Genomic DNA, 594 nt, shown 5'->3' with positions numbered 1-594 from the left:
GGAGGAAGCGACGGGGAACGGCGCGAGAGCAGCCGTGCACGATCGCGAGCGGTTGTACGGGCGGCTCGAACAGGCCCTGTTGGCATTTGCGTCACGGATTCCTGCGCCAAGCAGCCATATATTCGTTAAGGAAGCCGAGGAGCTGCGGCGGGATGCGGATGTGTTCTACCATGTGGAATCCGTTAATGCCGTTCAACCGCTATTTTTCGAGCTGGAGCTGAAGACGGAGGCTGGGGAGCCCATGGAGGTCGAGCTGGCGAACGGGATGCGCTTTAGGCTAAAAGGTTTTATTGACCGGATCGATCGGATCGGACCGCATGAATACCGGATTATCGATTACAAGACCGGAAGCCCGGCCAAGTTTAAACCTTCCGAATATTTCTGCGGCGGGACGCAGCTCCAGCATGCGATCTACTCCGTTGCGGCCGAGCAGTGGCTGCGGACATCCGGTTACGATGCCCAAGCATCGGTCACGGAGGCCGATTATCGATTTCCAACCGCGAAGGGGCGAGGCGAATTCGTTCGAAGGGAGCAGAATCGCAGATCGGAGCTTGCCGTCGTTATCAAAGGATTGCTAGACTCCCGCGAGAGCGG

Annotated in this window: 1 protein-coding gene; it reads left to right on the top strand. The window is 58.1% G+C overall.

Translation table 11 applies throughout. The features are described 5' to 3' along the window. Positions 1–594 (top strand): PD-(D/E)XK nuclease family protein (locus tag PAT3040_RS19060; protein WP_181376715.1); only part of this gene is annotated, 594 nt, incomplete at both ends.

The organism is Paenibacillus agaridevorans, assembly GCF_003112455.1.
In the GTDB taxonomy this organism is placed as follows: Bacteria; Bacillota; Bacilli; order Paenibacillales; family Paenibacillaceae; genus Pristimantibacillus; species Pristimantibacillus agaridevorans.
Note: the sequence above shows the minus strand (reverse complement) of the source record. Positions and strands in the feature narration are given on the sequence as shown.